This window comes from Actinotalea sp. JY-7885, from assembly GCF_014525465.1.
In the GTDB taxonomy this organism is placed as follows: Bacteria; Actinomycetota; Actinomycetes; order Actinomycetales; family Cellulomonadaceae; genus Actinotalea.
Map to the genome: position 1 here is coordinate 1 of NZ_JACEXH010000219.1, position 4683 is coordinate 4683.

The 4683-nt window shown below is 76.2% G+C and carries 7 protein-coding genes; 3 read left to right on the top strand and 4 right to left on the bottom strand.

Features of this window, described 5'->3' with window-relative positions; all coding sequences use genetic code 11:
- Positions 1-194 precede the first annotated feature (194 nt).
- Positions 195-746, bottom strand: a complete 552-nt coding sequence (locus IDM29_RS15055) for an RNA polymerase sigma factor (RefSeq protein WP_255491743.1) — start codon at positions 744-746, stop codon at positions 195-197.
- A 202-nt stretch (positions 747-948) separates the two neighbouring features.
- Between IDM29_RS15055 and IDM29_RS15060 the strand changes: the two genes are divergently transcribed.
- The gene (locus IDM29_RS15060; RefSeq protein WP_182112994.1) at positions 949-1191 is read left to right on the top strand and encodes a hypothetical protein; all 243 of its coding nucleotides are present in this window, start codon (positions 949-951) and stop codon (positions 1189-1191) included.
- A 126-nt stretch (positions 1192-1317) separates the two neighbouring features.
- On the opposite strand, the gene IDM29_RS15065 is transcribed toward IDM29_RS15060, so the two are convergent.
- Positions 1318-1521, bottom strand: a complete 204-nt coding sequence (locus IDM29_RS15065) for a cold-shock protein (RefSeq protein WP_182112993.1) — start codon at positions 1519-1521, stop codon at positions 1318-1320.
- 269 nt (positions 1522-1790) lie between these two features.
- Here IDM29_RS15065 and IDM29_RS15070 point away from each other — a divergent pair, with 269 nt between their 5' ends.
- Positions 1791-2525, top strand: coding sequence for a glutamine amidotransferase (locus tag IDM29_RS15070; RefSeq protein ID WP_182112992.1), 735 nt, complete (start codon positions 1791-1793; stop codon positions 2523-2525).
- A gap of 1 nt (position 2526) precedes the next feature.
- On the opposite strand, the gene IDM29_RS15075 is transcribed toward IDM29_RS15070, so the two are convergent.
- Positions 2527-2883, bottom strand: coding sequence for a GntR family transcriptional regulator (locus IDM29_RS15075; RefSeq protein ID WP_309232749.1), 357 nt, complete (start codon positions 2881-2883; stop codon positions 2527-2529).
- Positions 2880-3821 carry a hypothetical protein gene (locus IDM29_RS15080; protein WP_182112991.1) on the bottom strand — a complete coding sequence of 314 codons (942 nt, stop codon included), beginning with the start codon at positions 3819-3821 and terminating at the stop codon, positions 2880-2882. Before IDM29_RS15080 ends, IDM29_RS15075 begins: the two co-directional genes overlap by 4 nt.
- 159 nt (positions 3822-3980) lie before the next feature.
- Here IDM29_RS15080 and IDM29_RS15085 point away from each other — a divergent pair.
- Positions 3981-4683 (top strand): MFS transporter (locus IDM29_RS15085; protein ID WP_188037723.1); only part of this gene is annotated, 703 nt, incomplete at its 3' end.

Below are 4683 nucleotides of genomic sequence, written 5' to 3' on the forward strand. Positions count from 1 at the left end.
ACCGCGTCGCGCAGGCCGGGGTCCGGCACGGCGTCGGCCGCCGGGTCCGCGGCGCGCAGGCGCTCCTCCGCCGGGTGCGGCGTCGGCTCGCCGTCAGGTCCGCCGGCCGGCGGGGTGCTGTCCTCGGTGTCGTCCTTCACGGTGCCCTCCTGGGTAGCCCTGCGATGGGGGGCTCGCCGGGCGCCGGCGGGTCCTCACCCTGCCTGTGTCGCGCCCAGCCCGAGGCTTGCGTCGCCCGGCTGGTGAGGCGGGCGACGCGCCTCGTCCCCGGCGTCGTCCTCCGCCCACGCCTGGCGCAGGCGTGAGCGCGCCCGGGACAGGGCGGCGTCCGCCCCGCCACGGCTCACGCCGAGGACCACCGCGAGTGCGTCGCCGTCGAGGCCCTCCCACGCGTGCAGGAGCAGGATGCGGCGGTCGCGCGGGGACAGCCGCGCCAGCGCGCGGCGGACCTCGTCGTCCGCCACCACGAGGCCCGCGGGATCCGCGTCGTCGGCCTCGTCGGGCACGTGCTCGACCGGCACGGGCCGTCCCTTGCGGCGGTGGTTGGCGAGGACGAAGCCCGCCGTGCGGTAGAGCCAGGGCAGCTCCGCACCGTCCGGCACGTCGTCCCGGCGGCGCCATGCCGTCGCGAGCACGTCCGCGGCCAGGTCCTGCGCGTCGTGCACGGGGGCGCGGCGCGCGAGGTACCGGAACACGGCCGTCGAGTGCTCGCGGAAGAGCGCCTCGAACCAGGCGTCGTCGCGCACGGGGGCTCCCTCTCGGCGGACGGCCGGGCGCCGTCGTCGTGTGCCGCTCACCCGCACTGTGTCGTGAGGGCCCCGTCCCTTGCACGCCGCCGCGCGGGCCGGGCCGGCGGCGTCGGGTGCCATCTCGGCGCGCCCGCCCGGGGCCGCCGCCCTACGGTCGAGCCAGGAGGCTGACCCGCAGCCCACGACGATCGGAGACCACATGTCGCACGCAGCCCACGAGCCGACGGCGTCCTCGGCCCAGGAGCGCGCCGACGAGCTGCGTGCGCTCGCCGGGCCCGTCAACGCCGACGCACCCGAGGCCCGCACGGATGCCGCTCCCGACGAGGTCCGCGAGCCCGCCCAGGGCGACGTCGGCGCCGAGGCGGACCCCTACGAGCTGCGCTCGATGCCCGCGCAGCCGAACCCGACCGAGGACGACCCGGCGAGCCACCTCAACGCCTGAGCGACGCGGTGCGGGCCGTCGCGACGAACGAACCCCGGACGCACGAGAGCCCCGGTCCGTGAGGACCGGGGCTCTCGACGCTCTCCTAGGCGGCGTACCGCCGGGTGAAGCGAGTGTCCGCGAGGATCAGAGCGGGCGGATGTTGTCGGCCTGCGGGCCCTTGGGGCCCTGCTTGACCTCGAACTCGACCTTCTGGTTCTCCTCGAGCGAGCGGTAGCCGCTCGTCGCGATCGCGGAGTAGTGGGCGAAGACGTCGGCGCCGCCCTCGTCGGGGGCGATGAAGCCGAAGCCCTTTTCGGCGTTGAACCACTTCACGGTGCCAGTAGCCATGGCTGGTCTCCTTCAGGAGTCTGGGGACGGACCCGCAACTGCGGGACCGCATCGAGCGCGGTGTTCGTCGTCCGCTCCTGGTAAGGAAAATGCGCCTGGCTGGTAGGCCGGGCGCACTCGAGACGTGCAAGCACAGCAACTTCAACGGGAACGCTACGGCATCGCGGCCGATACCGCCAGGGGTAGCGCCCGACGAGATGTGTGACGCACGCCGCCGGGCGCCGGTGGACCGTCCTGCGCCGGCCACCCCGGGCACCTACCCTGGCGCGGTGCGGCCCTTCCTCCTGCTGAGCACACGCTCCGACGACGCAGCCGCCGACGGCGAGCTCGAGGCCGTCGCGCGCTTCGGCGGCCTCGAGCCGGACGTCGGGCTGCGGCGCGTGCGCCTCGAGGCGGGGCCGCTGCCCGAGCTCGACCTGGACGACTGGTCCGGCGTCATCGTCGGGGGCAGCCCGTTCAACGCGAGCGACCCGCCGCAGGAGAAGTCGGCAGTGCAGCGCCGCGTCGAGGCGGAGCTGCACGGGCTGCTCGACGAGGTCGTCGCGCGCGACTTCCCCTTCCTCGGGGCCTGCTACGGCGTCGGCACGCTCGGCGTGCACCGCGGCGGCGTCATCGACCGGACCTACGGCGAGCCGGTCGGCACCGTGCCCGTCACGCTCACCGCCGCCGGGCGCGCGGACCCGCTCTTCGCCCGGCTCCCCGACACCTTCGACGCCTTCGTCGGACACAAGGAGGCGGTCCGCGTGCCACCGCCGGACGCCGTCGTCCTGGCGAGCTCGCCCGGGTGCCCGGTCCAGGCCTTCCGCGTCGGTCGCAACCTCTACGCGACGCAGTTCCACCCGGAGCTCGACGTGCCGGGCATGGTCGCCCGCGTGGAGATCTACCGGCACGCCGGGTACTTCCCGCCCGAGGAGCTGGGCACCGTGATCGCGGGGATCACGGGAGCCGTCGTCGACGACCCGCCCAGGCTCCTCGCGGCGTTCGTGGAGCGCTACGCGCGCTGAGTCACGCGCCGTACGCGGTGCGCACGTGGTGCACCGCCGCCTCCACGTCGACCCCCAGCTCGCGGACGCGGCGGACGTACTGCTGCGCGGCGACCGCCGCCTCGCGGTCACGGTCCGAGCCGCGGACGGCCACGAAGGTGCCGTGCCTGCCCCGCGTGACGACGACGCCCGCCTGCTCGAGCTCGCGGTACGCGCGGGCCACGGTGTTGGCCGCGAGGCCGAGGTCGTCGGCGAGCCGGCGCACCGTCGGCAGCCGCGTGCCGGGCGCGAGCCCGCCGGCGTCGACGAGCGCCTCGACCTGCGAGCGCACCTGCTCGTACGGGGGGATGTGGGAGTCCGGGTCCACGGCGAGGATCACCGGGCACCGCCCTCGGGCGCCGACGACGCCTGCGCCGGGACGTCGCCGGCCGGCGGCAGGGGCCAGAGCCGGGTCCGGAAGTACCGTTCGGGCCGCGCGGCCAGGGACCACACGCCCATCACGAGCAGCCCGCCGAACAGCACGAGCATGATCCCGCTGACGAGGCCGACGGCGGGGTTGGCGGGCCAGCCGCCCTCCAGCCCGTCGGCCAGGACGCCGAGGAGCGCGAACGGGGCGTAGGCGCCGGCCATGATCGCCACCGTGGCGCTGTCGCGGAGCGTGCGCGCCCGCATGGCGTCGTCCCAGGCGAGCTCGAGCGTCGTCGCCGCGACCTGCCGGCGCGCCACCAGCCACCGCGCGGCGAGCTCGACCGCGAGGACCACGAGGGCCGGCACCACCGTCACCGCGACGAGCAGCCCCACCGGGAGCCGCCCCACGTCGACGAGGCCCACGGCGTCCACCACCACGATCCCGACCGCGACGAGCGCGGCGACAACCGCACAGGCCCAGGCGCCGTACCTCTCGAACGGCGGCACGTAGTCCGCCGGGGTGGGCGTGGTCGCCCGGGCGATGCGCGGCCCCGCGGCGAGCGGCCGCGTCGACTCGTACCAGGCCACGGCCGCCGAGCCCAGCGCGGCACCGAGGAAGTACCCCAGGACCGCCAGCAGCGCCGCCGGGAAGCTGCCCTCCTCCGCGGGCTCCGGCCGCATCAGGAGCAGGGGCAGCAGCGCGAGGCCCGCCCCGACGACCGCGCCGAGGCACGCGCGCCGGGCCAGCCGGGCGCCGACGTCGGCCGCCATCGCCGGGTCGAGCGTCAGGTCCACCTTGCGGGCGTACGCGTCGGCGGCGGCGGCCCGCCCCCGCCGCGTCCCGTAGCGCGCCAGGGTCCCGGTCACGACGAGCGCGAGCACCACGATGAAGAAGTACGTCGGGCCCATGAGCCCCTCCCGTCCCGGTGGCCGTCGCCACCTTTGTACCGTTGTTTGTCTCAACGTAGCAGTACAGTCCTGCGACAACAAGACGGCGGCGAGACGGCGAAACGCGACGACGTCGCGACGCGTTCCACGGCAGGCTGGGGGTGACCCTGGGAGCCGCCGATGTCCACCCCGCGCACCACCGGCGCACCCGACGACCTCGACGCCCGCCCGGACCCCGCCTCGCCGTGGGCGCCGGGGCTGCGCGGCGTCACCGTCGGGATGCTGCTGCTCGTCGCCCTCAACGCGTTCGAGTCGCTCGCCGTGACCACCACGATGCCCGCCGTCGTCGCGGCGCTGGGCGGCGTCGAGCTCTACGCGATGGCCTTCGCCGCGCCGGTCGCCTCGAGCGTCGTGGGCATGGTCGCGTCCGGGACGTGGAGCGACCGGCGCGGCCCGGCCTCGCCGCTCGTCCTCGGCGTCGGGCTGTTCGTGGCCGGGCTGCTCGTCGCGGGCACGGCGCAGGCGATGGGCACGGTCGTCGCCGGGCGCGTGGTGCAGGGGCTCGGCGGCGGGATGCTCAGCGTGGCCCTGTACGTCGTCGTCGCGCGGGTCTACCCGGCGGCGCTGCAGGCGCGCGTGTTCGCGGCGTTCGCCGCCGCCTGGGTGCTGCCCTCGGTGGTCGGGCCGGCGCTCGCCGGGTTCATCGCTGACACCGTCGGGTGGCGCTGGGTCTTCCTCGGCGTGCCGCTCCTGGCGGTGCCCGCGCTGGCCGTGCTGCGTCCGGCGCTCGTCAGGGCCGGCGCGGCGCCGCCGGCGACGGACCCCACCCGGCTCGCGGGGGACGCCGCGACCTCCGGCGCACGCGACACCGCCCCCGGCGGCA